28 protein-coding genes and 2 pseudogenes are annotated in these 26,504 nt (G+C 36.1%); 2 read left to right on the forward strand and 28 right to left on the reverse strand.

Features of this window, described 5'->3' with window-relative positions; genetic code table 11:
* Window positions 1-24 precede the first annotated feature (24 nt).
* The gene (gene yidD / locus ACFCT9_RS04385) at window positions 25-276 is read left to right on the forward strand and encodes a membrane protein insertion efficiency factor YidD (RefSeq protein WP_412521211.1); all 252 of its coding nucleotides are present in this window, start codon (window positions 25-27) and stop codon (window positions 274-276) included.
* Here the strand turns inward: yidD and menC are convergent.
* From menC to ACFCT9_RS04400, 3 genes are all read right to left on the reverse strand, one after another.
* A complete protein-coding gene (gene menC, locus ACFCT9_RS04390) occupies window positions 267-1,277 on the reverse strand; it encodes an o-succinylbenzoate synthase (protein WP_412521213.1) in 1,011 nt (336 codons plus the stop codon). The genes yidD and menC overlap by 10 nt on opposite strands.
* Before the next feature lie 2 nt (window positions 1,278-1,279).
* Window positions 1,280-2,668, reverse strand: coding sequence for an o-succinylbenzoate--CoA ligase (gene menE / locus ACFCT9_RS04395; RefSeq protein WP_412521214.1), 1,389 nt, complete (start codon window positions 2,666-2,668; stop codon window positions 1,280-1,282).
* A gap of 115 nt (window positions 2,669-2,783) precedes the next feature.
* Window positions 2,784-3,476 carry a hypothetical protein gene (locus ACFCT9_RS04400; RefSeq protein WP_412521216.1) on the reverse strand — a complete coding sequence of 231 codons (693 nt, stop codon included), beginning with the start codon at window positions 3,474-3,476 and terminating at the stop codon, window positions 2,784-2,786.
* 179 nt (window positions 3,477-3,655) lie between these two features.
* Here ACFCT9_RS04400 and ACFCT9_RS04405 point away from each other — a divergent pair, with 179 nt between their 5' ends.
* Window positions 3,656-4,168, forward strand: a complete 513-nt coding sequence (locus ACFCT9_RS04405) for a hypothetical protein (protein ID WP_412521217.1) — start codon at window positions 3,656-3,658, stop codon at window positions 4,166-4,168.
* A 162-nt stretch (window positions 4,169-4,330) separates the two neighbouring features.
* Here the strand turns inward: ACFCT9_RS04405 and ACFCT9_RS04410 are convergent, their stop codons facing one another.
* The 25 genes and pseudogenes from ACFCT9_RS04410 to ACFCT9_RS04530 all read right to left on the reverse strand — a co-directional run bounded on the left by ACFCT9_RS04410 (window position 4,331) and on the right by ACFCT9_RS04530 (window position 26,485).
* Complete coding sequence (locus tag ACFCT9_RS04410; RefSeq protein WP_412521616.1) at window positions 4,331-4,411, reverse strand: type II toxin-antitoxin system YoeB family toxin; 81 nt, start codon at window positions 4,409-4,411, stop codon at window positions 4,331-4,333.
* Between the two features lie 182 nt (window positions 4,412-4,593).
* Complete coding sequence (locus ACFCT9_RS04415) at window positions 4,594-4,794, reverse strand: type II toxin-antitoxin system Phd/YefM family antitoxin (protein ID WP_412521219.1); 201 nt, start codon at window positions 4,792-4,794, stop codon at window positions 4,594-4,596.
* 708 nt (window positions 4,795-5,502) lie between these two features.
* Window positions 5,503-6,846 (reverse strand): annotated as a pseudogene (locus tag ACFCT9_RS04420) (SH3 domain-containing protein); the annotation flags it as partial.
* Window positions 6,847-6,960: 114 nt separating this feature from the next.
* Window positions 6,961-7,653, reverse strand: a complete 693-nt coding sequence (locus ACFCT9_RS04425) for an AP2 domain-containing protein (RefSeq protein ID WP_412521221.1) — start codon at window positions 7,651-7,653, stop codon at window positions 6,961-6,963.
* A 275-nt stretch (window positions 7,654-7,928) separates the two neighbouring features.
* Window positions 7,929-8,351, reverse strand: a complete 423-nt coding sequence (locus ACFCT9_RS04430; protein WP_412521222.1) for a phage holin — start codon at window positions 8,349-8,351, stop codon at window positions 7,929-7,931.
* A 42-nt stretch (window positions 8,352-8,393) separates the two neighbouring features.
* Window positions 8,394-8,789, reverse strand: a complete 396-nt coding sequence (locus ACFCT9_RS04435; RefSeq protein WP_107603752.1) for a hypothetical protein — start codon at window positions 8,787-8,789, stop codon at window positions 8,394-8,396.
* Complete coding sequence (locus tag ACFCT9_RS04440; protein WP_412521224.1) at window positions 8,773-9,195, reverse strand: hypothetical protein; 423 nt, start codon at window positions 9,193-9,195, stop codon at window positions 8,773-8,775. Before ACFCT9_RS04440 ends, ACFCT9_RS04435 begins: the two co-directional genes overlap by 17 nt.
* 36 nt (window positions 9,196-9,231) lie before the next feature.
* The gene (locus ACFCT9_RS04445; protein WP_107596089.1) at window positions 9,232-9,510 is read right to left on the reverse strand and encodes a hypothetical protein; all 279 of its coding nucleotides are present in this window, start codon (window positions 9,508-9,510) and stop codon (window positions 9,232-9,234) included.
* Window positions 9,511-9,521: 11 nt separating this feature from the next.
* Entirely contained in the window at window positions 9,522-11,747 is a 2,226-nt protein-coding gene (locus ACFCT9_RS04450; RefSeq protein ID WP_412521226.1) for a phage tail protein, read from the reverse strand.
* A gap of 12 nt (window positions 11,748-11,759) precedes the next feature.
* Window positions 11,760-12,992, reverse strand: coding sequence for a hypothetical protein (locus tag ACFCT9_RS04455; protein WP_412521227.1), 1,233 nt, complete (start codon window positions 12,990-12,992; stop codon window positions 11,760-11,762).
* The gene (locus ACFCT9_RS04460; RefSeq protein WP_412521229.1) at window positions 12,989-14,110 is read right to left on the reverse strand and encodes a hypothetical protein; all 1,122 of its coding nucleotides are present in this window, start codon (window positions 14,108-14,110) and stop codon (window positions 12,989-12,991) included. Before ACFCT9_RS04460 ends, ACFCT9_RS04455 begins: the two co-directional genes overlap by 4 nt.
* A gap of 13 nt (window positions 14,111-14,123) precedes the next feature.
* Window positions 14,124-14,957, reverse strand: coding sequence for a phage tail domain-containing protein (locus ACFCT9_RS04465; RefSeq protein WP_412521231.1), 834 nt, complete (start codon window positions 14,955-14,957; stop codon window positions 14,124-14,126).
* Between the two features lie 6 nt (window positions 14,958-14,963).
* Window positions 14,964-19,157 (reverse strand): phage tail tape measure protein, encoded by a 4,194-nt coding sequence (locus ACFCT9_RS04470; protein WP_412521232.1) that lies wholly within the window; start codon window positions 19,155-19,157, stop codon window positions 14,964-14,966.
* A 293-nt stretch (window positions 19,158-19,450) separates the two neighbouring features.
* Window positions 19,451-20,464, reverse strand: a pseudogene (locus ACFCT9_RS04475) (phage tail tape measure protein); the annotation flags it as partial.
* Window positions 20,465-20,480: 16 nt separating this feature from the next.
* Entirely contained in the window at window positions 20,481-20,624 is a 144-nt protein-coding gene (gpGT, locus tag ACFCT9_RS04480; RefSeq protein ID WP_199219585.1) for a phage tail assembly chaperone GT, read from the reverse strand.
* A 59-nt stretch (window positions 20,625-20,683) separates the two neighbouring features.
* Entirely contained in the window at window positions 20,684-21,055 is a 372-nt protein-coding gene (gene gpG, locus ACFCT9_RS04485; RefSeq protein ID WP_057510401.1) for a phage tail assembly chaperone G, read from the reverse strand.
* 67 nt (window positions 21,056-21,122) lie between these two features.
* On the reverse strand, window positions 21,123-21,302 hold the full coding sequence (locus ACFCT9_RS04490; RefSeq protein WP_057510402.1) for a hypothetical protein: 180 nt from the start codon (window positions 21,300-21,302) through the stop codon (window positions 21,123-21,125).
* A gap of 20 nt (window positions 21,303-21,322) precedes the next feature.
* A complete protein-coding gene (locus tag ACFCT9_RS04495) occupies window positions 21,323-21,946 on the reverse strand; it encodes a major tail protein (RefSeq protein ID WP_412521234.1) in 624 nt (207 codons plus the stop codon).
* A 12-nt stretch (window positions 21,947-21,958) separates the two neighbouring features.
* Window positions 21,959-22,369 (reverse strand): hypothetical protein, encoded by a 411-nt coding sequence (locus ACFCT9_RS04500; protein ID WP_412521236.1) that lies wholly within the window; start codon window positions 22,367-22,369, stop codon window positions 21,959-21,961.
* 5 nt (window positions 22,370-22,374) lie between these two features.
* Entirely contained in the window at window positions 22,375-22,764 is a 390-nt protein-coding gene (locus ACFCT9_RS04505; protein ID WP_107596105.1) for an HK97 gp10 family phage protein, read from the reverse strand.
* The gene (locus ACFCT9_RS04510) at window positions 22,754-23,122 is read right to left on the reverse strand and encodes a hypothetical protein (protein WP_412521238.1); all 369 of its coding nucleotides are present in this window, start codon (window positions 23,120-23,122) and stop codon (window positions 22,754-22,756) included. Before ACFCT9_RS04510 ends, ACFCT9_RS04505 begins: the two co-directional genes overlap by 11 nt.
* A complete protein-coding gene (locus ACFCT9_RS04515; protein WP_412521240.1) occupies window positions 23,106-23,393 on the reverse strand; it encodes a phage gp6-like head-tail connector protein in 288 nt (95 codons plus the stop codon). The genes ACFCT9_RS04510 and ACFCT9_RS04515 overlap by 17 nt, the downstream gene beginning before the upstream one ends.
* 17 nt (window positions 23,394-23,410) lie before the next feature.
* Entirely contained in the window at window positions 23,411-24,619 is a 1,209-nt protein-coding gene (locus ACFCT9_RS04520) for a phage major capsid protein (RefSeq protein ID WP_412521242.1), read from the reverse strand.
* 11 nt (window positions 24,620-24,630) lie between these two features.
* A complete protein-coding gene (locus ACFCT9_RS04525) occupies window positions 24,631-25,344 on the reverse strand; it encodes a head maturation protease, ClpP-related (protein ID WP_119599334.1) in 714 nt (237 codons plus the stop codon).
* Entirely contained in the window at window positions 25,307-26,485 is a 1,179-nt protein-coding gene (locus tag ACFCT9_RS04530; protein WP_412521244.1) for a phage portal protein, read from the reverse strand. Before ACFCT9_RS04530 ends, ACFCT9_RS04525 begins: the two co-directional genes overlap by 38 nt.
* Window positions 26,486-26,504 lie beyond the last annotated feature (19 nt).

A 26,504-nucleotide genomic window follows, 5' to 3' on the forward strand; every position in this document is an offset into this window, starting at 1 on the left:
GATTAATCAGTTGGAGGGATTCATTTGAAGAAGCTCTTACTTGGCTTAATATGGGTGTATCAACGTTTTATTTCACCGTTGACACCGCCCACTTGCCGCTTCTACCCTACATGTTCAAATTATACGAAAGAAGCCATTGAAATCCATGGGCCGATAAAAGGCACATGGCTCGGTATCAAACGTATTTCTAAATGCCACCCGCTTCATAAAGGCGGCTTTGATCCCGTACCTTTAAAACACGACAAACATCACCATTGTCATCATAATCACGAATAAGTTTTTAACTGCGTTACATCTATTTCAGGGGGCACAAAGTATAAGTGTCCCCTTTTTAATATGCCGTTTTCCTGCGTAAATTCTCGTTCGAAATAATAACCATATGGCGTTACATCTCCAGGATAATCCGCATATTGGCTGAGGTAAGCAGTAAAATAACGACTTAAACCATACTCATACATGCCACCAATCACCACATGCATGTGGTGCTGATGCAGACATTCTATGGCCTCTAATACTTTGTCGATGCCGCCTAGTCTAAACGGCTTTAACACCACCGTATCAATCGGATATTGTTTCGCTATATTTACGATACTTATCACATCTCTTGCTTTCTCATCTAATGCGACAGGTGGAATCATAGCGCTTGATACTGAATTTAAAACCTCTAAATCTTTAAAGGGTTCTTCAATATAAAGGATATTGGCTGAATTTTGAACCTTTTCCAAAGTATTTAAATCATCTGCAGTTAAAGATTCATTCGCATCTAAAGCTATACTCGGTTTAAATGGTAAAGTGTGCAGCTTACGTAAATCATTCACCACATGTTCAGACCATTTTAATTTAACTCGCTTCGGTTGGGTTGTTTCTAGTTGTTGAAAATTTTCAGTGGTTAATCCACTAATGGTTGCGCCATATTGCACTTCAAATGAGGGTAATGTGTGAAAGGCTTGATATAATGCCATAGCCGCAGTACTGCGTGCAGCAGGTACTTGATTTAACTGATTTAACAATGTAATAGCTGTTTCGAAAGTATCAATATCGATACCTTTTAACGTTTCATCAAACCAATGTTTTAAATCAAGATACACACTTTCAATGGTCTCTGTATCATACCAATTCGTTTCAAAAGCATTACATTCTCCAAAATAGGTTTGTCCTTGATGATTAACTAAACCGATAACTAATACTTTTCTCGTATCTAATGTTACTTTAGGTGTTTTTATCTGATGCTTAAAAGGTGCATCATACGTATAAAATTGAATGGATTCAAAGCGCATCATTAATCCTCTAGCTTTCCACGTTTTAATTTACCAGTAGACGTATAAGGTAACGATGTCACTTGTTGATAGTGTTTCGGCACTTTATATTTTGCGAGCGATTGTTTTAAAAAGGCTTCCAATGCTTGATGATCAATAGATTGTTCACTTGTATAATAAAGCGCTGGGACTTGACCCCAAACCTTATCTTCTTGCGCATAGCACATCGCATCTTTGATACCATCAAAGCGTTTCGCAACTGTCTCAATTTCATATGGATAAATATTTTCACCGCCACTGATAATTAAGTCTTTTCTGCGATCATAAATCATCACAAAACCATCCATGTCAATGCTTGCGATATCCCCTGTTTTAAAATAACCCGCTTCAAATACATCTTTAAGATTTTCAGGATATAAGTAGCCATCCATCACATTATCACCTTTTAATAACAGTTCACCATGTCCCTCATGATTCGGATTGATGATTTTAACTTGGACATTAGGACTCGGTTTCCCTACTGTGTTTTGGTTTTGTTTTAGCATGGTTGGAGAAGCAGTTAAAAATTGTGAACAAGTCTCTGTCATCCCAAATGAATTATAAATCGGTAATTCTGCATTTAAAGCAGTATCAATTAAATCATTTGATAGTTTTGCCCCGCCAAGTAATATCTTCTCTAAATGATAAGGCTGTGTTAATCCAGCTTCCATCATCCACCCTAAAGTTTGCGGCACAAGTGAAATATGTGTAATACGTTCAGTTTGTATGGCCTTTAAAACGGCTTGTGTTTCAAATTTACGCATCAATCTAACCGTAAAACCTTCAATGATACTTCTAAGTAATACACTTAAGCCTGAAATGTGATAAATCGGTAAGACAGATAACCATTTCGTCGTACGATTAAATCCTAGACTTTCTCTACAGCCATTGGCACTGGCTAAATGATTCTTGAATGTTTGCGGTACTGCTTTTTGCGGTCCTGTTGTACCTGAAGTAAACATAATGGAAGCAATACGATTCAAATCTAACTCAGTCTCATATGTTTGTGTTGAACGGCGTCGTTCTATCTCACGCCATGTCAGAATTGTGAACCCTTCTAATTCTAATGGCAATGTGGCAATAATTGTTTCTGTGTGTACAGATTTAAGTTGTGCTTCAATTTCTTTATATGTAAGTCGTGTATTAATCATTACTGCTTCTATGCCCGCTAACCAAGCGCCATATATCATTAATGCAGCATCCACACGATTATCTATATAAAAAGCGATTCTTTTTTGATTCAATTCTTTCAATACATAGGCATATTGCTTCGCTGATTCATATACATTCGCGTATGTCAGTTGTGTTGTTCCATCATCTAAGGCAATATTTTCAGGCACTTGCGCTGCACTTTGTTTTAACCAAAAATCCATACTCTTTCTTCCTCCTATAATCTCTACCTATCTATCATAACAAAATTCAATGACTTACCCTTAATTTTCGAATTGAAAAAGAGGATGCACAATGCACCCTCTCTTCATGTGTTATTTAGTTGAAAAGCTGACTGAGTTTGTCTTTAATAGTTTGAAGTTTACTATCAATATCACTTAACAAGCCATTTACTTTAGATTGGTTTTCACCATTTTGTTGTGCTTGATTCGCTTGTTTTAGTTTATCAACCGCATTTTGATATTGGTCTGTAACATTTTGATCCGTTGCATTAGAAGCTTTATCTTTTAATTGATTTACTTCATTTTGTGCTGATTCAATCGCATTTTGACTGTTTTGGCCATTTTGAATGTTATTTTTAGCACTCTCAATTTTTTCTTTAATCACCGTTTCTTTTTCACGAATGATTTCTTTATAATTATTTGTTACGGGTTTTTGTGATTGTGAACTGTTAGGTTGCGTTTGTTGCGTCTGCGCATTTTGATTTGCGGTTTCTGTGCTGTCTTTCGGTTGCATCATATTTCTAACAATAAAGATAGCAACGACGATCAATAGAATAACAACAATAGCTGCCAATCCTTTTTTCCACTTGCTGTTCTTGCGATTTTCATCTTCTAACATACGTTCACGTCTATAATCACGTTCGTTATAATAACGGCCATCTTCTTCAGAACGTCTGCGGTATTCTTCTTCACGTGTATCACGATAACGTGGATCATGACCCTCTCTTGGATCACGCGGATCACGGTTATAGCGGTCATAATCAGGTTGATTTCTATCTGAGCGTTTCATGTCTATCACCTTATTTCAAAATAATTTTAAAGTTTTTCTTATATTACTCTTACCACTATTGTACCACGCGTATTCATCCCTAACCTCGTATAAAAGTCGTATCTATTTCTATACCTCTATTGTATTCAATATAGAATTATACGATAATAATAGAAATTGCTGGAAAAGAGGTATCTGTTTTGCGTCAATCATCCCAACCTATGACACGAACTGTCATGAAATATTGCAGTTCAATCCTACTGCTCATACTAATCGTATATTATTTATATAAAAACTACGGCAATAATTTATTCAGACTAGATATTCCTACCGACTCTTCTATGTATTATATTATTCATCTTGATTGGAATCGATACGCTGAAGCTTATGTCGCTACATTAACGACTATCATCATTCCATTATTTTTAATCGGAATCATTTTATTCATTCTAACACGTCTGACTAAAGGTACAGTTAAACATATATTAATCAAAATACTGCCATTCATATTATTCATCGCACTATTTGTCTTAATATTTGTGCCGATGTTATTCGTATTAAACGTAACACACTTTTCATTCCTTGCGACATTTTTATCATTCCTGGCATTATCCAAACCAGCAATGGTCAAGATTTATCATTTCAGCCAAAAAAGTGTTGATGAAATCAATCATTCAGAAATTAATACAACAGAAAAAGAAAATAAATCATAAGTTGCATCCACTTCATTACGGAGTGGATTTTTTAATTCAGACATAAAAAAGCGGTCATAGACAATACGACTAAGACCGCTTTATTTTAAATATTCAACTTTTAACAGGCATGAACTCTCCTTTTGAATCATTCAACTTGAATAGGCATGAATACTCCTACTTTTATTCATAATGATATTTACAAGAAGCAACTAATATAGATTCACTAGACACTTTATAAACTAATCTATGCTCTTGTGTGATTCGTCTACTATACCAACCATGGAATTGTCCTTTTAACCTTTTAGCCTAACCCCCCATTCCATCTAACATGCCATCTCTTTCAATACGCTTAATCAATACATTGATTTTTTTCCATATCTTTTTATCTTGCGCTTCCAATTCTTATAAAGTTCAAATGATGCATAAGAAAGGTTATGTTTCAATTACTCATCAAATTTCAACTGTACTGCATGTCCTTTTTCCAATTGTTCCATTGATTGTTTTAAATGTGCCGCGTTGGCAGGATTCTGTTGTAAATAAAGTGTTTCGTTGATTGCACTTTGATCAGATTCAGACATCAAAACAACGTCATTATTATTCGGTGCAATCGTATGAGCTTCATCATTTTTGTTTGCATGATTCATTGAATATAATTTATTAAAAATGGTTATCACCCCTACTATCAAAGAAAACTATATGTTTATATTGTATATATTATAACATTATTTCCTTATGCCAAAAATACAGTCATGAGCGCTTTCAAACAGTATACATAGGACCCTTTTACCTCATGCTAATCTTTAAAATAAAAAGATTTTTCAACAAAAAAACTCTAACCCCTTGATATCCAAGAAATTAGAGTAAAATAAAGCAGCTATATTGAGTTAAAACGGAGAGTGAGGGAATTTACACATTTTAGAAGGTGACCGAAAATCCCAGAACTATCGCATTTGTAGCGTTTTATTTTAGAACGAAAACGAAAGAAACAGAACTAAATTGACACGCGTTTGACACGTGCAAAAGAAAAAACCCACCTAACTTAACAGGTGGGTCTTGTTCTTTCATGTAACAACTCAGTCTTATGTATTTACACAAGACTTACAACCTTAAAGGTTATTTCTGTACTTATATTATAGCGAAAAACTTATACATATACTCCGGTTTTTGACAACCTAAGTTATACTTTTCACGAATTTTATCACTTAGGTCAAAGAAAAACAACATAATTGCATAAAAAAGAGGGCTACCCATAGGCAACCCTCAATTATGGACATCACAATCCATGAACTCATAATATAGTATCAATTCATGCAAATAACAATAACAACATGTATTTAAAATAACATATTTATTTAACTAATACTACCCCAAAGGTCGCCTACTCCATGATTTGGCGGTGCTGCACCGTTCCATGTACGGATTGGCAAATAATATCGCTGTCCTTGCCAGTCATAGCCAATCCACACATAACCATCTTGCAGCATCACCTCGTCATAATCACAATATCCGCCAGGTTGGAAGTCATAAGCATGTGGACAACTTGTGAATGGACCGACAGTTCGCGCCATAATCGGCTGGTTACCGTTCGTAAACCGCGCTTTTTCTTCCATATAATAAGTACCATAACTATTACGTCTCCAAGCGCCTGCAACTGGTTTTACCGTGTTGCTTGATGCGCTTGTACCTTGAGTAACTGTAGCAACAGGTACTTTACCGTTCATATAAGCTCTGATTTGCTTAATGAAGTAGTCTTTAAGCTTCAATTGCTTATCTTTAGGCAATAACCCTTGCGTGACTGGATTAAACCCTGTGTGGAGCTCGGCGCTTCTGTGTGGGCAAGATGTAGATGTAAATTCATTGTGTAGTCTGATAGTATTTCTATTAGCAGGTAACCCCCACTTCTTCAATAGTCTTGCACATTCTTGGAAAGTGGCTTGTTCATTTTTTAAGAACGTTTTATCATCTGCTCCTATTGACTGACAGACCTCAATACCGTAATAATTTTTGTTGCCGTATTGGTTAGCAGTATGCCAACCGACTTGCGATTCATCTAACGCTTGCCAAATAGTATTTCCCGAGACATAACTGTGGGCAATACCTGCCTCAAGTCTCGATAATGGCGCATTGACTAGGCCATTTCTATACGCTTGTGCAGTTGCCCCTTTGCTTCCTGCGTCATTGTGTATGACAATCCCTTTTGGGTTATATCCACGCTTAGGTAAGTTGTACCCTTTTACTACATCTTTGACAATGTTTAATTTAACCGGTTTTGCTTTCTTTTTAGAATTAGCTTTTTTAATACTTTGTGTAGGTGATTGTGCTGAACGTGTTGCTGTTGCCGTTTTGAAATTGGGGCGGATGAACCACATAGGAAAGTCATAATTATGATTGATATGCTGAGCGACTTCTGTTTTGGCCATACCGCCGCCCCACCAGTTTTGGTCGAGTGATTGAAAAGTATTATAGTTGCCGTCGATATTTCCGTTCGTAACAATAGCGACATGACCATAACCTCCGCCGTAACTTCTATTGAAAATAACAACGTCCCCTGGTTCTGCTTTAAATGAAGGTGTATTAGGATAAATGACAGCTTCTCCATCAAAATTATTAGCGTTAGGAATGTCCGCAGCACCGATGCCTTTAAGACCATGTCCGAATAATTTATACCAGTACATATTAGCTAGATCAAAACATTGCCCGTTACATTATATTTAATGCCTTTCCCTGTAATAATTTCTTACTACGCTTGTATAACATTAAATAGCTCTAAAAAAGAGCCTTACGCTTTCACGCAAGACTAGACTATATCATTATCCCTGATATTCTTCATATTTATAATTGGTATTGTGCTTAGCATTAAATTCAATAATGAATTTTTTTCTTGCATTAACTGCTTCTTCTAAAGTTTTATAACTTCCGATATAAATAATTTTTCTGTTATGGCTTAAATTCACTTGATAGGTTTGGTTTTTCTTTCCAAAATGAACACCAGTATAACCACTATTATTGTTGTATTTTGCTCTATTGTTGCTATTTTCTTTATGTGTTACCCATCTACAATTTGAAGGTTTATAATCATCATTGTTGTTAATTCTATCTAACTCCGCACCTTCAAAATAACTTGGTGCCATATCATTATAAAAATTCATGAAATCTTTATCCCATTCATCACAAACTTTTATATTGCGGCCACCATATCTATCGTATGCATGATAAGATTTATCTCTACATCTCGACTTCATACCCTTCCAAACTCTATGAATATGAGTTCCAGAATAGCCATGTTTTTTTAATCTTTCTGATGCTAGTTTTTTACTTAAACATCCACAAGATTTTGTTCTACCTTTTACGATAACTGTACCTAAGGTAATAAATTCATTTTCGCAATACGGACATTTAACTTTAAATCTCCGTTTCCCATTTTTATCAACATGAGAAAACTCCAATATTTCAATACCATTATAAACTTCGCCGACTTTCGCTCTAATTCCTCCTATAATCAAAACAACCTTTCTATATGAGTTATCTTAATTATACTATAAGGATAAAGCTAAGTCATCAGGAATAGCCTCCGCTGTCCGCCAATTAGCGATACTTAGTCGTTGAACGTTCCTATACTGTTACCATATAGGCTTCGCTGCTGATTGCCCTCGTCTTATACGTTAGGGTTTTCCAGCAATTCAAAGGCTTTTACATGGACTAGTTAGTTAATCCATAAACGCCGTCGAAGTCCCACCCTTTGCCTTTTAATTCATTAATATAAGCGATTGCTTCGTTCTTAGTCAGTGTTGCTGTCATTTGAAACACCTCCATGTTCATATTCATTCACATCAAATCCGATTTCATCCAAATCATCGGTGAAAGGCTGTGTTGTATCGTATGTTTTAGGCTGAAATTGTTGCACTTCAGGTACATGCGTTTGATTCTGCCACTGAACCATCTCATCTGTATTATTACTATCTCTAGGTTTTGTATATGTCTGTACAATACCACTGTCTTTTATACCTTTACTTGTCGGATCTACAATAACACCTAAACCGACAAGTAAAGTAATAATTGTACCCGCTAAGGCACTCACTTGTTCTAATTGTGTAGACAAGTCTAATCCGAATAGTTCTGTGACTTGTTTAATGAATAATAGTAAAGCGCCGATTAACCCACCTAATACTGTTTTATTTTTAATTCTTAATTTCCAATTCATAAAATCCCTCCATATAGTAAAAAGCCGACGCAGTGCGCCGACTTAGAAAAATACTTGTGCAAATCCAAATGCCGCAACGATAACCGCAACTACGCCTGATATAATTGCGACACCTATCTGTGTGTTGCCTTTTTGCTTTTCAGAAATGACGCTTTGGACATTATGCAAGGTGTCATCATGTGATTTGACTTTATATTTAATATCAATCACTTCATCGCCTAAACGTTCCATTGTTCCACTCAGCTTTTCTAAATGCTTCTCAGAACGCTCTTGTGATTCGAAAGAGCGCTCTTGTAAGGATATTTGCCGATTGACCGTCTTTTCTAACGTGTTGATTGCTTCTGTATGCTTACGGTCATTATCATTGATGCGTTCGTATATCTTATTCTTAGCAGCTTCGAATTCATGTTTTGCCAGATATTCATTTGCGTTTGCCATTGAGCATCATGCCTCCGATAAACGCCATACCGCCGCTTTTAGCAGTCAATACCGCAAATTGCGCCCATGTCAACCAGTTTATTGCATTGTATATACTTGCGCTTGCCATTAAAAAATAAATAATCGATGCACCGATACCGCCCACAATTAAAAATATTTGGCATGTGTTCGTCAAACGATACCTCGGTATCAACCATGCTGCCGCGAATAGAATTATTGCGACAATCATTAACAATAACCCCCATATCCAAATAGGCATCACATCATTCAAAGCTGAATAAAATTCTGAATCCGAGATTACTTTTTCTGATTCGACAAACCAGAAAAGCCCTCTCATAAACGTAAAAATTGCAAACCCCGCAATCATCACAAAAGCGAGTGATTCTCCTAAGTCTGTTCTTTTCATTGATTCACCTGCTTTCTATAAAATAAAGAACCGCAATCAATGCGACTGCGATTCCTCAATATCATATATTTCTGTTGCAATTTTATCCGTCGCTATAGTTTCTGGTGCTTCTATAGTTAACGATTCCAAAGGCAACAACTCTTCTCCATCCTTAACTCTCAATCTTTCGCCATCAAAGTAAACTTTTTCCAATTGTTTCGCAATTCTTTCTGTGGTCGGCAATACTTTATCATAAACTTGTGTAGGAACAATATTATATCCGCCTTGTACTACTTCATATTGTCCATTAATCATTTTCAAAAATAAAACCCACATATATCTTCCTCCTAATCTTTTAATTCAACAAGCGAGCGTCTGAAGAATATTTCTGAATTTCCGCTTGCTGATTTTATTAAGATATAAAAGTGTTTATATCCATACGTCGGTACGCCTAGATCAATTGTGATATCAATTAAAGTACCGGCTTCGTTTCCACTGTCGCTTACTACATCTGTTCCAGGCACAACTTGCGTACCTACAATACCAACACCGCCGTCAGAAGGGTTTTCTACAAACACTTGTCCATTATATTTAGAAGAAGTTGAATGTTTCATTTTAGCACGTCCTAGTATGTGTAAATAACGTGCTTTGTGTTGAAAGAAATACTCTTCAACATAAGATTTTTCTGTATTTGCCGTAACATAATAACTCCCTTTTATTTCTACACCTGCAGAAATAGGTTGAGGCATTGCCATTTGAATATCCATAGCTGATTTGAACATGCCATTTTCAACCCATGCAGCACCGTCAGGACGAGTGATTGTTATACCGCTAGGACTGATTACTGTTTTACGTTTATCTACATTACTTTTTGCAACAAACTCATCGCCATCCATGTACATTAAGCCGTTACGACCAACAATGTTGACCATAGATGTTAAAAGGTTTCCTGTTGTAATTGTATCTGCAACAATACCTTCTGCAGTTAACGCAGTTTTACCTGTCGCACCACCGTCAGTAGAGAGATACCAACCACTGCTGTTCATAGTGACTATATTGTTTGGATTGGTCTTATCAATGGCATGAATACCATTTGTATCAAATACTAATTCACTTGATGTATTGCTTATTTTTGTAACCATAGAACGTGCAATATCACCTAAAGCAAAAAACGGAATCGCTTTATTGCCTTCCATAATATCGTTGATGTCTTTTACTGCTGTACTTAACTTAGATTCGTACTTATCTGTGACATTTCCAGTGCCGAACGTAATATCAAATTTTAATAGATTCCCGTTGGCATCAACTTCTTTCACAATCTTTACAACTCTGATTTCTCTATCTAATCCGATACGTTCGTCAACTAAAAACACTCTGTCCCCGACTTGCGCATTCTGATAATCGTATCCTTGCTCGCTCATATCGACAATGTCTGCTGTGAATGAGATTTCCAATGAATCATCTACAATTTTTTTAATCGTTTTATCGACAACACTTGCATATTTTACACGTCCATCATGCCACATAGGCGCGTGCAATTTACCTAAGAATTTAGCGAGAGGAGAGATATATTCCCGTTTAATTTTCGCTTTTTCTGAAATAGGTGTACTGCCTTCGCCCTCATTATCATCTGAAAAATCTGCATAACCTCTGATGTATGTGTACATATTTTCTGCATTGATACTTTTTTTGATATTGCTTGCATTGATTTTATATCTAAATTCAAAATTCGTATCATTTCCGATTTTTGAGTATAAATAAAACACGTTACCGACAATTTTAAATTCATGTCCGTAACGATCAATCAATTTTTTAAATACTTCGAGTTTACTGTCGCCATCACCTAATCCTTCAAATCTTGATGAAGGTGCTGCATCAACAACTACATAAGTAAAAGGTGTCGCCGAAAATACAATGTTGTATGCTTCTGTAGTGGTCAAACTTTCGTCATAACGTTGATAAACTCTGTCTGTATTTAATCTGAACAACTGATATAAAATCGCTGTACAACTTGCCTTTTGATGTTGTCCGTAACCTTGTCTCTCTTCATTGATAATGACATACTCTTTATTATCATATTCAATAATCCACATATTCAAATCAATATTTTGAGATAAAAATTCTGCATTATTTTCAGTATATTCAATCTCTAAATCAATTCGTTCATCCCCGTTAAGTTCCTGTTCATGTTTTAGCGCAGCATCAAGGGCATAACTTTTACCTATTTTATTAATTTCAATACCTGACGTATCTTTCCAAAAAGTGAATGATACGTCATTTGCATTTGTCGGTATAGAGTCAAAATAATATAAACCATTTGTTACGTATGCTGTTCGTGTAGAAATGAAATTACCGTTTACATCCCAAAAAGTCATATAAAATGAATTAGTCGTATAATTGCGGATTGTCAAAAATCCTCCGACTAAATAATCAGTACGTTTAGGTTTTGTTGTATAAACTTTGTCATTTGCTACCCATGTTCCTGCAGCACCGTCTGGATACCAACCATCACCAACTGATTCACCATCTACATAAATGTTTTCATAATTGCTTCTGATATAGGTGTTAATCAAACTGACACCTCCCTACAATTTAATTAATGCGCTTTGCTTCGTTGAACTGTTGACACCAATGTAGACATCTTTGCCAGATACATCACCAATATCTACTGTGTGTGTTGTTTTTAAGTTGTTGCTTCTTCCTGCAACACTTGCAGTATAAAGTTCTGCATCTGTCGCAGTTGTAAACACTGCTAGTTTTGTTCTTATATCTGTTGTGACTGTCAAAATTGTTCCGCTTAACGTTTTAGTCAAAACTTGCGGTATGTCCCTTGTTGTATATTCAGGTGTGGTTGTTGCTTTCAATCTGACTGCACTGAAACCGCTCATCTTCTTGTACGGTACTTGCACAATATATTGATTTGTACCTGTTTTTAATATCTGTGTATTGCTTGTGATGTCTTTACCTTCTAAAACTGTACCTGTCGTATCAACTTCCACGCTTAAAGTAGTGTCTATACTTTGATAAGGTAGTTGTTCAGCGTTGATTGTTTCGCATAATAAAACTAACTCGCCATTATCTTCATATAAACCTCCGCGTTTGAATTGTTTACGTAGCCACATGTACTCAACTGCTTCACTTGCGCCTAAAGATACATAGTTCACGTTATTTAATAATGCTTTCTGATTTTCCATAAACTGTGCCCATTGGTTTTTATCGCCATAAAATTCTGCCCAATGCCAATGACTAAAATCATTGAACCAACCTTTGATATCAATTGCTTTTTGTAAGTTAGTTTTGCTGTTGTTTAATGCAGTAGCCATATCTAAATCTCTGATATTGTAATTAAATAGCGACGAATTAGGATGTCCCAGTCTATCGTTGAAATCGTAACTGAAACCTTTATCACTGGATAATCTTGAAACTAATCCATTTGCTAAAACAAAATCATCATGATCACGTTGGCCATATGCGTAACTCCAGTAAGACGGTTTTTTACCTAACACTTTTACTAACCAATCAATTTGAGGTTGTAATTCTTCTGCTGCTCTAAAATAAGCACCAGCGTCTAATACGCCAGTACCTAATGTTTTTTTGATTTCATCTTCATAAATCTTATCTGTTTGATGATTAAGTAACATTGTGCCATTTAAGTTATACTTAAAAGCATTTATTTCAAAATCTATGCCATGCCCATCTAAAGTAGGTCTGAATGTATCCGTATGTGAAGACCAAGTTAAATCTGCACCGTATTTGTGCTGTGTAGGTGTAACTGCTTTAATCATTTCAGGATATTTTTTAACACCTTTGTAAATCATAGCATCACTCTCACAGTCGGGTGTGTAGCAGAATCAGTAGTATCTAACCACATATCGCCTTTATTTACAGAAGGTGGTGCAGATAATGTACCTGAAGGCATAGTGCCAGTTACATCTAATGCATCTGTCTTAATACTTGCAAATTGTACATTGTCAGTTGTATTTAGAGATTGATTATAAGCAGTACCGCCACCAGTTGCAACACTGCCGACTTTTTCCGGTCGAATAATAAAGTAAGGCTCATTTGTCACTGCGGAGTGGTCTAAAATTCTATCATTCTCAGGAATAACATTATAGTCGATTCTAGCAGTCAATTTAATACCGTTTTTCTCATAGACCACATCTGTAGCACCTATAGGATTTTCTGTCACTGTAAAGTTTGTTCCTGTATCAAGCAATGTAGACCATACACCATCTTCTTTTTTACCTAAGATAATTCTATAATTCCATGCGCCAAACGCTCGAGATAGCGTCCAAATTTTAACAGGTGTTTTAGGGTCGATACCTTCCACTCTAATATCTTGTATAGCATTAGCGTAAGCGATATTTTTGTCTGGTATAACTTCATTCGCATACTTTTCAAAAACATTCAAGTTGTACATCAATTTATTATTGGTTTGTTCATTAGATAATACCTTTACTTTTTCATCGTCCGAGTATGCTTTCCATGCTGTATTGACATTATTTTTTACAATACGTGTATACACAATACCATTGTTATTTAAATCATGAATCTCTTGAGCATAGTGATATTGACTATACGCGGAAACTCTCAATATACCGCTGAACACTGCAGTATTGACCGCATCAGGGACACCGACATAAGATGTGTTTGAAGAAATAAAATATAAACCTTCTTGATTTATCTTAGTTACATCTTCACCTGATTGCAGCACTCTTGCCGAATTGTATTGATCTACTAATTTATTATAAGTTACAGATTTATCAGCAATTTTACCTGTTGTCACTGAACCGTCTGTTGGTTCAGCCATTTTATTATTCATACTATCTATAAATATTTGAAAATCTGTCAGCAATTTTTCGATTGTCGCCCAGTTATCATTGATATTATTCAAATTCGTTCTATCCCAAAATACGTCAGAACGCTTTAAATTCATTTATGTCACTTCCTTATTTAAAATAAAAAGGAAACTCGAATGAGATTCCTTGATGTGTTACATTTGAAACTTTAAATTTATTTTCACCTGGTACTAGACTAATGAATTTCCTGTTGCTCTCCCTCAGCCAGTTAGTTGTACCCAACATCACTTTTGCACCGAATAAATTAAGATGTGTGTTAGAAAATTGTCGATAAAATTCAAATTTTTCACCCGTGGTCAAATTTTCTAAAGTTACAGTACCATTACTAGTTGCATATAAAAATCTGATATTCAAAAACATATTACGCGGGTCGATTGTTACATTACCGCCGTTCCAAATACTAAATTCGTTTGTTGTTGGGGTATAGTTCAAATAATCAATGTGAACACCGTCTGCTAAACCATACTTTTTAACAACCGCGTTATATCCATCTTTTTGTAAGTTTTGTGTTGTGTATTGCGTTCTCCAAAAAGGCAAGCCAGAAACATTACATTTAACTTCTAACTTAGCGTACATACTGCCAAGTATCCTGTCCGGTTGATAATTTTCATCTACTGTTATTTTGATGACTCTTGTCGGCAGATAATTATGCGCTACATAAAAGAATGGTTGACTATCCAAAAATTCGTTTAATTCAGAGACTAGCAGTAAAAAATCATGTTCAGCGTGATAATGTCTCAACCAAAAAGTCATGCTTGCCTCTCTGTCTGAATAGTTAAAACCATAATCGATTTGCCCAGGTATGCCTTCTACTTTTTCAGTTATTCTTTCTTTTGAAATTGATGAAACTAAAAAATCCAGTGGCTTTACGCCGACTGGAAATTTTAGTTCATTCATATCAGGGTCGTATAATTTAAATCCCAATACTTATCACCCTCTCATTAATTGCGTCTGCATATTGATTGCTTGCTGTTTGTTATTGTTACGGTTTAATGAACGTCCATCTAATTGTACATTCATGTCTTTGTTAGCAATATCATTATTACTGCGTGCAATCTGCATTAAAACATTGATTTGTTTCTGTTGATTCTCAATCATTTGTAGTAACAATTCTGTGTTGTCACTACTGTTGTTAGTGCTTGGTGTTTTTAAATTATTAGGACGTTTGTTATTGCTTCGTCCGCTTTGAATGTCTTGCGCTGCAAGTGCTAATAATTTCATGGCGTCACTACGTCTGCTAGGGTCAGTAGGAATTACCCATTCTGGATAACCGCCTTCGGCCAAGTTGTACCAACCTTCTGTGTTAATCAATCCGCCACTTGCGTAACCATGACCATGTCCGATTACTTGCAACATACCTGTTCTGCCGTAACGTTTTTTAGCATAGTTGATAGCAGCCATTGCATTATCTAAACCATTCATAATGTTACCGTGACCAGGCAGCTTATTTGCAGCGAACGTTGTCGGTATAACTTGTAATAATCCTCTAGCTGCGTTCGGACCACTGTTTATATCTTGAACTTGTTGTCTTGCGCCTGCGTTACCACCGGACTCAGATTGAACTTGTCTAATCCAAGCGTTCACATAATTACTGCTTGTAGGTAAACCGTTAGCTTTTAAAGCCTTGACTATTTCAGGTCTCCACTTGCTTGCCGCGCGTGAACCTCCTGATTTACCGCCGCCTTTTGTTTGGCCTCTAAGGAAAGGCATAGGGTCGATAGGTTTACCGTTTTTACGCATCTCATAATGCAGATGGGGACCAGATGACATACCAGTGTTACCAGACATACCTAGATAAGTACCTGGTTTAACTTTTTTACTACCGCTAAAAGCGTGTTTGCTCATGTGACCATAGATAATCTCATAAATGCCGGACATAATAGATACCATGTTGCCGAATCCGCCGTTATATCCTGTCTTAGCTGTTGCTGTACCGCTATGTGTAGAGTAAAGTTTTTCATTCACATAGTTTAAGTCAACACCCATATGTGGATAAGGGAATGGGTAACCTGGCGCTCTACCATTTGGGCTGAACGGGAAGTTGACACCTTTGCTGATGTCTACCCAACCGCCTTCACCGCCGCCGGATTCTTCAAACCATGACTCAAACGTTTTAATAGCTGCAGATTTCAGTTTTTTGAACATCGCGCCCATCATTTTTTTAGGTAAATCGCCTTTAACAAAGTCAAAGTTAACGCCAAATGCATTTAAAACATGGTCTAATAATTTACCTGGCTTATCTATCCAGTCAAGTACATCACCGACTTTATCTTTCAGCCATTTTGTACCTTGACCTGCTTTTTGAAGTGCGGTACTGACAACCGCTTTACCGCCGTCTACAACTTTACCCATTGCAGCTTTTGCACCGTCTGCTACGTCACCGAAGATATTTTCTTTATGTTTATGTTTTTTCGCTTTCTTACCGCCGGCGACTAAGTCTAAACCAGTACCTTTACTGAATTGAGGTACATGGCCCATTTTTTGTAAAGTTTGCGTTTGACGACCGCTTAATACGCTATCGCCTTTGTTGAGCGGCATTGTGACATTTTTTCCTTTAGGACTGAACATTGTACCATTAGCACGTCTGATAATCTCTCTGTGACCATTAGGTCCGCTACCATTACCAGGTCCTTTATCATTAACTGTAGCTAAAGTAGGGCGATTGATTTTACCGTTAGTAACAACATTACGTGTATGTGTTGATGTTGTACCTCTTGATAACTTGATTTCCGGCAATTTATCCATGCCGAGTTTATCGCCGACCCAGTTCACACCTTTAATCAGCTTGTTTAAACCTTCTTTGACTGATTTAACCATACCACCGATAAAACCTTTGATTTTTCCGATGATGTTTGACAATCCATCTTTCATTTTATTGAAAGTACCCATGACTTTATCTTTTAAGGATTGTGCAATGCCGCTGATTTTAGACTTGATTGTCTGCCAAGCGTTGATAAGTGCTGATTTAGCTCTGTTCGTTGCGTTTGTCACGCCTTCTTTTAGACTCGTAAACCTATTTACAACATAGTTTCTCAAAGCCTGTACTAAGCTTGAAATTTTCGATTTAATAGCGCTCCAAATTCTGAATAAGAACGATTTGACCGCATTAAAAATTGATGTGATTGCTGATTTTAACGCGTTGAATGCATTTTTAACACCGTTGTAAAGTCCTTTAGCTAAACTTATCACAGTTGTTTTTATTGCTCTCCAAACTGCGCTTGTGAATGCTTTGATCGCGTTAAAAATAGCTCTAATTGTATTTGATAAACTTCTAATAATTGAAATAACCGTGTTTTTGATTGCTGTCCACACGGAAATAGAAACACTTTTTATAGTGTTCCAAATTGCGACAATCGCAACTTTAAGCGTGTTAAAAATGGCTTTAGCAGTATTAACATATGCTCTGATGATAGCTAAGACTGCATTTTTGATTACGTTCCATACGGTGATCGCTACTGATTTAATACCGTTCCATAAATTAGTGAAGAAAGTTTTTAAGCCGTTGAAGATAGTTTTCATACCGTTAACTAAAGCATTTACGATAAACAACACTGCTGATTTTATACCAGTCCATATCACACGTACTATGTTAGCAATACCAGTAAATATAACAGTCAGTATCGTTTTCAAAGCAGTAAAACGTGATTTTATACTATTGATTAGTAAGGTTACCAAACCAACAATTACGTTTTTTATAATCGTCCATACCGTTTTTAAAGCATTGAGTATCAGTAAACCGTTTGTTTTTAGGAATATCAATATATTTCCGAAGGTTAAGCGGAATACACCTAATATAGAGGTTAATGCACCGCTAAATACTTGTTTGATTCCTTCCCACATTAATCGGAAATTACCAGTAAATAAACCTTTAAAAACATTGATGATACCGCTGATAGCAGTAAGGTTACCTTGTACAATCATTCTAATTGCAGTAAATACATTTATAACTATAGCTTTTAATCCGCCGAAAATTATTTTGAAAATATTACCGATTCCGGTTAACACTGGTTTAATAATGTTATTAAATAAAGCATTCAGTATAAAACCTACACCGCTTTTGATAGTGTTAAAAACATTAATAATAGTCGAACCATGTTGTTGCCAAAATGCACTCATTACTGCGCCGAAAATTGTTGCAGTGTTTTTTATGAATGTGAAGAATTCTCTAAAAGCACCACGAATCATTAACAAAGTGCTGGTTAGTTGTGTTGCAGCTTCTTTTGGTAATATCTTTTTGAATATATTAAATCCACTTGCGGTATCTCCGCTGAATACATTTTTAATACCTGTAGCAAAATCTTTGATACCATTCCACAAAGAGATGACAGCATTTTTAATTGGATTGATAACTGCATTAACAATATTTCTAAATGTCTCTGATTTTTTATAAGCAATTACAAATGCTGTACCGATTGCTGCTATTGCTGCTATTGCTAAGCCTACTGGACCAAGCATGAATTTAAACGCGCCGCCTACTAAAGTTAAACCTTTAGCAGCAAACGGTGCTTTGGTTCCTAGGAAATTCATTAAACCGCCAGCTTTTGTGATACCTGTCATCACAGGACCTATTGTAGTCATAATACTTCCTAGTGCTGCGGTAAACGCCCCTGTGGTTAAGATTAAAGGACCTAAAGCTGCAGCGAATATACCTAATCCTACTACTCCGGTTTTCACCCAACCAGGCATACTAGTGAACTTATCGGCCAACATTGCAAGAAAATCAGCGGCTTTACGTATATGTGGTGCTAGAACATCACCTATACTAATCGCCATTGATTCGATAGCTGACTTCATTTTTCGAATCGAACCGCCAATGCCACCTTCCATTTCGTCACTCATACGTTTAGAAGCACCTGTTGAGTTATCAATAGACTTAGTTAACTTTTTGTAGTCCTCATCTGAAGCATTTATAACAGCCAATGCACCACTCATTGCTTCTTTACCAAAGATAGTTGCAGCTGCGCTTGCTTGTTGGTCTTTTGATAAGTTTTTGAATTTACCGCGCAACTGATCCATTACGTCACGCATAGGAAGCATTTTACCGTTACTATCAGTAATAGATATACCTAGCTCTTCCATCTTGTTTTGCATAGCTTTTGTTGGTTTAGCTAAGTTTGTAAACATAGTACGTAATGCTGTACCAGCTTTTTCACCTTTTATCAACAGTTATTTATAGGAGTTTACCCTATAATCTCAAAGTTTCCTTTGAGTGTCGGACTATATCTTTATCCCTTAGGATAATCGGCGCTCGTGGATGTGTTATTGTTTGTTCTAACTCAACATCTAGTCTCTAGACCTTCGTGCTACTATTTGAACGTTCACACGCTTGGCTCGGTATTAATATAGTGTTTTATCACCTTAACCTCTACCGAATTCACCGATTTCTACGCACACATTACTGTGTGTTCGAGCATATCCATACCCGCATTACTCATAAGGCCAATAGCTATTGATGTATCTTCCACAGTGTAGCCTAACGCGCCTGCAACTGGAGCAGCATATTTGAACGCTTCACCTAAACCACGTACATCGGTATTAGCTTTAGAACTTGTCTGTGCTAATACATCTGCAAATCGTCCACTATCTTTAGCTTTCATACCAAATGCTGTTAACGAGTCAGTAACGATGTCACTTACTGCACCTAAATCTTCACCTGATGCAGCTGCTAACTGCATGACACCATCGATACCACCTAGCATATCTTTGGTATCCCAGCCGGCCAAGGCCATAAAATTCAGAGCGTCAGCAGATTCACTAGCACTAAACTTAGTTTTAGCACCCATTTCAAGTGCTTTGTCTCTTAATTGTTGAAACTCGCCACCAGTAGCGCCCGATGTCGCTTTAACTTTACGCATTGAATCATCAAAATCAATACTCTTTTTAGCCGCAAGGCCGAACCCAGCTACAATAGGAGCTGTAACATACATAGACATGGAACGACCGACATTTTTCATCGATTCTCCAACACTGTTAAGTTTAGGTCCGATATCAGTAAACTTTTGACCTAATCGACCAAAACTACTATTAGAGACTCTAGCTGCTTCTTGGGCTTCTTTTTGAAATCTTTTGAAACCATCTACAGTTTGTTCTAACTCGTGTTCGAGTCTATTTAATGTATCAGCTTGTTTATTATATTCAGTTCTCAATCTAACCGCTTTTGCGCTATTTGCACCTTGCTCTTTCGCAGTTTGAATATATTGATTACGCAGTTCTTTAACATTATTTCTCTGTTGCTTTGTCGCAGCATCTAACTCACGAATTCTACTTTTATAACTTGCCATAGATTTTTCTGAGTATTTAAAGTTGTTACTTGATAATTTCAAGTCAGAATTCAATTGTCTAAAGCTGCGCCTAATGCCAGCTAATGTCGAGCCAATACCCATATCCTGCATCGATAGGTCAATCTGCAAACCTTTGATTCTTTCTGCCATATTTCCACCTCCTTACTTATAAATTGGTGAATGCGTCTAACATGCTGTCTTTTTTGTCAACTGATTTGGCTGGCTTCCTGCCATCTTCAATAACATCCATAAAAAAAGAAAAGGGCATGTCCAAGATATCGTTGATATCTTTTCCGCCCTCTTTCATCATGTCATACGCTACTTTTTTTAAATTTTGTTTATGATCAGCCCATGTGATGACTTTATTCTTTAAATCATCTTCGCTAATTGCTTTTTTCTTTGTTCATCCATTTGACCTTGAGCAATAAATTGTACTTGTGATTGAATCTCTTCAATTGCATCAGGTGCATGTAAACGATCTAACAAATCATCACTAGTAAATTGATTGTTATATACATCTACTACAAAATCAGTCATACGTTTGAACATTTCTTTTTCTGTTAATTCGTTGCCGTCTTCAGAAGTACCTTCCATAATGTCAGTCGCTTCATAAATTTTACGGAACGGAATAAAGTTAGGTGTGAAATATGTCTCAACCTCAAAATTACCATTTTTATCTTCTTTAGCGTTACCTTCTTTATCTAATACTACTAGTTTAATGAAATTAATTTTTTTACTCATGTGTAAAACTCCTTTTAATATAATAATTTTTATTTGCAAATAAAAAGAGGGCTATATGCCCTCAAAATTAGTCTTCAATCTTTTTAATCAGTGGTTTACGTTGACGATTGTCGTTTGAAGAAAGCTCAAGAATACGTTCTTCGTCAATTTTTTTGTTGGCAGGACGTGGAAATGCCTTACCTTTTTCGTATAATTTCTCGTTATCTTGTAAATCTTTAAAAGTTTTTAATACTTCATATTTAGCCATTAATTAAATCCTCCTTATATTTATGCTCCGATATCAGATGAAACAGGTTCCTCAGAAACAGCCGCATTAGGGTGTGGCTTACCGAATACCTTTTTCCAAATCGCATCACGCATGATAGTTACACCTTTTTCATCACGACCTAGAAGCATTGTTTGTTCTTTATCAAAGCCTTCAACTTCTGTAGGCATGAACTCAGCTGTAGATTGGTCTTGAGAGAATTCGACACCATCTTCTTTAGTTTGTCCACTAACTTCAGGGAATGTGAACATACCTTTAAGCAATCCAACATATTCAGATGCGCCAGTTTCTGTTGTTTTTTCGAAGATAACTGCAACATATGGCGGTGTATTATTACCTACACCGATCACACCATCATCAGATTTATCTAAACCGAATAACACTTCTCTATCTTCAATCGGTAAGTGGTGGAATGTAGATTCTAATTCAACAGTTCCATTTGAAACTGCTAATTCAGCAACACTATTATCCCCATATGCTTTTTCAATAGATTGTTCTTTTGATACCTGAACTTCTTGTAAGTATTTAATACGTTCAGGGTCAGTTACACCTGAAACCTCTTCTGTATTCAAAGGCATATAGTAAAATCCTGTAATACCTGTAAATGAATTATATTTTTTTGCCATTTGTAATTCCTCCTATAAATTTAATTCAGAACGATAAAAGGTCCCCTCATATCTTCGAGCGGACCTGTACATTTTTAATTCTTCGTCGTATTCCGGTTTTGCATTTGATGTGTTTTCCATTTTCAATTGTTCTTTCATTAATCGTGAAATGTGATAGCTTACTTTATTCCTTAAAAAATATGCTTGATACTCCTCAGATTCAGGCACAAATACATCGATTTGTACTAGATAACTTAATGCAAGGTTATCGTTATCAGCATATTCGACAGGTAATGTGTCATCAATCTCACTCATTACAATATAAGGTTTTGTCATGTCTGACGGTTCGGGGTACTCATAAAACTTAATACGATTGCTAACATATTTTTGTACTAACGCATCCTTAATAAGAACATTGTAAATTTCCATTAAAATATCTCTCAATCGTATCAACCCCTTTTCAACCTTTGTTTAACAATTTGGAAATAAGTCTTTTGACCACTTCTTAAAGCACGTTCTACCGCACCTTTTCCTCGGGGGTTAGGGTTCTTGATCGTACCAAATTCATTTAAATGAATAATTCTGTAGCGCTCCTTAGGACCTCTCCAATGTATTTTAATAGTTCGAACGCCATTTAAAGTGAAAGGTTTAGATAATTTTACTTCAGCTTTACTAGCGCCTGTGTCTTTAAAGCTTTCAAAGTTGCTTCTGATTTTTTGAACAATTACATGACCACCAGCAACTAAAGCTTCATCCACAATACGTTTCATTTTTGCTTTACCATATCTATTTTCAAGTTCGCGTTCCAATTCCTTCATACCTTTTAATTTAATCGCCATTTGCTACACCTACTACTTTAATCATTTCTTTATTACTTGAATTAGGCGCAAAGTCGATTATTTTAAATGTAGAATTTTCATACAATCCATAAATCAGTTCGAACGTATCTGAGTGATTGATTTGATAATCAGTATGGGGATTTCTAAAATTAATCGTAATTTTATGAACACCAGTTATACTGTTTGTTTTTTCTAAATCTTTCGTAGAACTTTCATAAACTTCACATAGCGTCGTAAACGCTTCTTTTTTCTTTTTACTTCCTGGAAACGGACCGTCATTTTCTACCATACGAAAAAAAGTAACGGGTACTCGTAAGTCTCCACTACTTATTTTAGGTGGTTTATAATTCTTGTTCATAATCTACCTCCTTCATATTTTCAAGTGCGAAAGAGGTGATTTGGCTTAGAAAGTTATCGTGGAAAAACTCTAAACTATCATTATAAGCGTACCTTGTACGCTCATACACAAGCTCAGCTCCACGATTATTCTCATTCATATCAAACTCTTGGCAACGATATTTAATATCTTCATAGGATTGTTCGAGTAATGATTGTATATGCTTATCTTCGAACGTATGAAATATTTTTAATCGTCGCTTCATTTCTTTAACATGATTTTGAGTGATCATTTAATCACCCCTTTCAATTATGCGCCTACATCAGGTGATACTGAGTCAGCAGATGGTTTTGATGCGATATCCAAGTCGTAAACCAAAGCTACTTTATTATCATCTGGCATACCGTGTGCAAACTGTTTTGCGATAAACACATCAGCATCTTCTAATGCAAGCGTTTGGTCATATGACTTGATTGTTACTGAGCCGGTTTGGACTGCATAATAACGACTTCCCACAACAAAAATAGCTTTATCAGGATCTACAAATTCTGATGCTACAACATCTACGTTAAATGGCAACGACGTTACCCAAGCACCGTTTACTGTTTGCATAGTATTTTGTGCTTTTACGTAGAATTGATCTGCTGGGTTGACCAGAAGTGTTACACCTGTACTTACGTCTACTTGTGCTCCATTCTCTTTAGTTGAAAGTGTCGTAAGCGCTTGTGCTAATTCATTAGCGGTAGTTTGAGCATCCGCAAATGTCAATGTCCCTGCTGATGCTTTATCAGTCGCGCCAGTAATAGTTACACCGTCCGTATCATATGTTAAATCTTTTGTCAGTCCATAAGGTTGGTTTGATGCTGCACCATTGCCTTTAACAATACCTTCTTCTAACTTAAGTGCCATCGCTTCCGCTAATTGCAAGCGAACATAACGCTCAATCCATTCTGGGCCAAACTCCAACATATCTTTAGGCACGATGGCGAATGCAGTTAATTTATTTTGTGAGAAATTTAATTCCTTAAAATTCGCTTGAATTTGTCCTTGAATCTTACCGAATACTTCTCCCCAAACAGCAGCGCCTTTAGGATCTCCAACGATTAAACGCGTTTTGATTCCAGCAATCTGAAAATTAATTTTAGATAATAGAGGTCGTGCTTTCTGCATATCTTCAAACACACGTAATACTGTAGATTCCGGTAAAACAACCTCTTCTTTGTAAGTGTCTAAGTTTGCCTCATCTTCTACTAAGTTAGTAAAGAAACGTGATTCCTCAGCAGTAAGAATGTTTTCCCCTCGATTCATACGCACTTGCTTATCAGTCGAAGTGTTATAAACTTCTTCACGCGCTTCTTTTAACACTTCGTTCTGCAAATTAGAAGAGAAAGCAGCCATGTATTCCGCATATTTATTTTCAATCGTTTCAGGGTCAGCGTCATTTCGTACTGCCTCGAAATATTCATTCTTTAAATTCTCAACATCTTTGTTGATTGAATCTTTAAATTTCATTGTCATAATTTTTCCTCCTATAGATAACGTTTTTTCTTTGGTTTATTATTACTATTTTTAAAATTGGCTAATTGAATTTTTAACCCTTCGATTTCATTCTTCATAGCAATCATTTCACTATTGTTTTCCTCATCTTCTTTAGATTCTTTAGGTGTTTCAACCTTATCTTTCGTTTTGTCCGCAAAACCTTTGTCTACGGCATCTTTTGCTGTAAACCAAGTTTCATCAGTCATGAGTTGTTCAATCTCTTCATTATCAAGTCCTGTTTTATCCTTATAAACTTCAACAATAGATGCATCCACTGTTTCTAAAGCGTTTAGCGTCTTCTTAACGTCCGCCTTATTACCAATTGCGATAGTCGCTGCTTCATGAATCATCAGCGAAGCACCTTTGCTCATAATAAGCTCATCGGCCGCCATTGCAATGATAGATGCCGCACTTGCGGCCAAAGCAGTAACTTCAATTGTGATGTGCGAAGAGTGGTTTTTTAAATAATTATAAATTTCAATTCCTTGAAAGGCGTCACCACCAGGGCTGTTTAAGCGAATTACAATATCTTTATCCACACCATCTAATGCTTCGGCAATATCTTGACTGTTAATGGTTTCATCAGCAAAGATAGAAGATTGAGCCACCGGTCCGCTAAGAGTGAGAACAACCTTATCGTCTTTCACTTCGTTTTTAAAAGCATATTTAGACGTTGCTTTCATTAGCTCTTGTTTCGTCTTCATTTTTATTCTCACCCCCTTTCAATTCATCCTCAGGTTGATAGTTTTTAGTCAAAATAAAACGGTCTCCACCTTCAACAGGTGCAAGACCGAGCATTTCACGAACTTCATTTTGTTTAGCTGCGCTTGATGATATTAATTTGTCTACTTTTTCTGCATTCTTGATTGGATCTACCGTATTGATACCAACAACTTTTATACGTTTACCACTTAAAAATTCGCTTTCAGTAAAAAATTTGCTGTTCAATTCATCTTCGATTTTTGAAATTAAAGGATTAATGCAGAAATCTATATATGCACTCATAGCATTACTTAAATCAGCAACATCTCCATGTATTAAATTCGATGGAATCCCTACAATTTTCGCAACATCATCAATAATCATACGCTTGACTTTTTGTAAATTCTCTCCGCCATTATCGTTACCGGTTGTGCTATCTTTCGACAGTTCTTTATATTCGAATCCTGGTACTTGAGGCACGAGCGCAACACCATTATTCTTAAATTGACTATAAATTTTATCAATATATTTTTGCAATCTTGTCATTTTCACATTATCGATATTTCCACCGCCGGAATCGACACTAACAATCCCTCTGATTTGATTTTTACGAAGTTGCGTATCCATCATGCGTCCGAAAAGTTCCCCATAATCTGCAAATAAGCTCTCAACAAATCTTTGTAACTTATCGTTGTTATAATTTAAATATATAACTTCATTCATCCTAAAAGAACGTTCGAATTTGAAGTCTTTTACAATAACATCTTTAAAAACATCTTCGTAAACAGCAAATTCTTCTCTATAAAAATCATCAGCAATCAATAAGTCATCTGAGTCGCTTTTAATAATTAGAACCTCATTGTCATAAACCAATTTGTAAATAACTTTATGCCAAAAATCAGTAGCGCTTGAGTCTGTGTTAGGTCTTACATTCAGCTTATAATACAATTTATCTTGCTTTAGTTCTTGACCATCTTTAACCCAAAATTCAGATTGGCTGAATGTCCGTGATATAAAATTAATTACAGTTTCAATAGCCATTCGCTTCAAATATGAACGATTGGCAGGGTCGTTTGCTAAATCTAAATCTAGCATATCTCTTAATTCTAAATTACGTTTAAATACTGCATCCAGAAAGCCCAATTAACCACCTCCTTTATTA

The sequence above is a fragment of the Staphylococcus simulans genome (assembly GCF_047037175.1).
Lineage (GTDB): Bacteria > Bacillota > Bacilli > Staphylococcales > Staphylococcaceae > Staphylococcus > Staphylococcus simulans_C.

Bases quoted from the DNA above. Each gene is read 5' to 3' on its own strand.
- ACFCT9_RS04515 (WP_412521240.1), bottom strand. From the start codon at position 23,393: ATGATCACTCAAAATCATGTTAAAGAAATGAAGCGACGATTAAAAATA.
- ACFCT9_RS04510 (WP_412521238.1), bottom strand. From the start codon at position 23,122: ATGAACAAGAATTATAAACCACCTAAAATAAGTAGTGGAGACTTACGA.
- gpG (WP_057510401.1), bottom strand. From the start codon at position 21,055: ATGAGTAAAAAAATTAATTTCATTAAACTAGTAGTATTAGATAAAGAA.
- menC (WP_412521213.1), bottom strand. From the start codon at position 1,277: ATGCGCTTTGAATCCATTCAATTTTATACGTATGATGCACCTTTTAAG.
- ACFCT9_RS04460 (WP_412521229.1), bottom strand. From the start codon at position 14,110: ATGAATTTAAAGCGTTCTGACGTATTTTGGGATAGAACGAATTTGAAT.
- ACFCT9_RS04470 (WP_412521232.1), bottom strand. From the start codon at position 19,157: ATGTTTACAAACTTAGCTAAACCAACAAAAGCTATGCAAAACAAGATG.
- ACFCT9_RS04415 (WP_412521219.1), bottom strand. From the start codon at position 4,794: ATGAATCATGCAAACAAAAATGATGAAGCTCATACGATTGCACCGAAT.
- menE (WP_412521214.1), bottom strand. From the start codon at position 2,668: ATGGATTTTTGGTTAAAACAAAGTGCAGCGCAAGTGCCTGAAAATATT.
- ACFCT9_RS04445 (WP_107596089.1), bottom strand. From the start codon at position 9,510: ATGTGGGTTTTATTTTTGAAAATGATTAATGGACAATATGAAGTAGTA.
- ACFCT9_RS04520 (WP_412521242.1), bottom strand. From the start codon at position 24,619: ATGACAATGAAATTTAAAGATTCAATCAACAAAGATGTTGAGAATTTA.
- gpGT (WP_199219585.1), bottom strand. From the start codon at position 20,624: ATGATGAAAGAGGGCGGAAAAGATATCAACGATATCTTGGACATGCCC.
- ACFCT9_RS04490 (WP_057510402.1), bottom strand. From the start codon at position 21,302: ATGGCTAAATATGAAGTATTAAAAACTTTTAAAGATTTACAAGATAAC.
- ACFCT9_RS04435 (WP_107603752.1), bottom strand. From the start codon at position 8,789: ATGGCAAACGCAAATGAATATCTGGCAAAACATGAATTCGAAGCTGCT.
- ACFCT9_RS04525 (WP_119599334.1), bottom strand. From the start codon at position 25,344: ATGAAGACGAAACAAGAGCTAATGAAAGCAACGTCTAAATATGCTTTT.
- ACFCT9_RS04440 (WP_412521224.1), bottom strand. From the start codon at position 9,195: ATGAAAAGAACAGACTTAGGAGAATCACTCGCTTTTGTGATGATTGCG.
- ACFCT9_RS04455 (WP_412521227.1), bottom strand. From the start codon at position 12,992: ATGATTTACAAAGGTGTTAAAAAATATCCTGAAATGATTAAAGCAGTT.
- ACFCT9_RS04430 (WP_412521222.1), bottom strand. From the start codon at position 8,351: ATGAATTGGAAATTAAGAATTAAAAATAAAACAGTATTAGGTGGGTTA.
- ACFCT9_RS04495 (WP_412521234.1), bottom strand. From the start codon at position 21,946: ATGGCAAAAAAATATAATTCATTTACAGGTATTACAGGATTTTACTAT.
- ACFCT9_RS04505 (WP_107596105.1), bottom strand. From the start codon at position 22,764: ATGGCGATTAAATTAAAAGGTATGAAGGAATTGGAACGCGAACTTGAA.
- ACFCT9_RS04400 (WP_412521216.1), bottom strand. From the start codon at position 3,476: ATGAAACGCTCAGATAGAAATCAACCTGATTATGACCGCTATAACCGT.